Source organism: Nonomuraea sp. WAC 01424 (genome assembly GCF_003947315.1).
Classification (GTDB): domain Bacteria; phylum Actinomycetota; class Actinomycetes; order Streptosporangiales; family Streptosporangiaceae; genus Nonomuraea; species Nonomuraea spiralis.
The window spans coordinates 1-531 of sequence record NZ_QHHZ01000079.1 but is presented as its reverse complement, the minus strand read 5'-3'; the positions used below and the strand labels follow the sequence as shown (position 1 = coordinate 531).

1 rRNA gene is annotated in these 531 nt (G+C 60.1%); it reads left to right on the top strand.

The features are described 5' to 3' along the window. A 16S ribosomal RNA gene (locus DMB42_RS52815) occupies window positions 1-117 on the top strand; the annotation flags it as partial. Window positions 118-531: the final 414 nt, after the last annotated feature.

Below are 531 nucleotides of genomic sequence, written 5' to 3'. Positions count from 1 at the left end.
ACCCGAAGCCCGTGGCCCAACCCGTAAGGGGGGGAGCGGTCGAAGGTGGGGCTGGCGATTGGGACGAAGTCGTAACAAGGTAGCCGTACCGGAAGGTGCGGCTGGATCACCTCCTTTCTAAGGAGCACAGATCTTGGAGCATCGTCTCCGGGATCCACGCTGTGACTGCAGGCGAATGTTCTGCACACGGCAGCTCATTAGTGGAGCACTGGCTAGTCAGCTGGACCGGGTCGCCGGGCCGCAAGTACCGCCCGACCTCTTCGGAGGTGGGGAGTGGGAACGGGGTTGCCGGGGGCAAGGATCAGGTCTGAAACACACTGTTGGGTCCTGAGGGAACGGGCAGCAATGCTCGTGAGAGCCTCAGTACAGGGCCGCTGAAGCATCGGGGCTTGTTTCCCTGATGTGGATGCGGTTGCTGTTTGTTGTTTGAGATTTGCATAGTGGACGCGAGCATCTTTGTGGCCAAGTTTTTTAGGGCACACGGTGGATGCCTTGGCATCAGGAGCCGATGAAGGACGTGGGAGGCTGCGT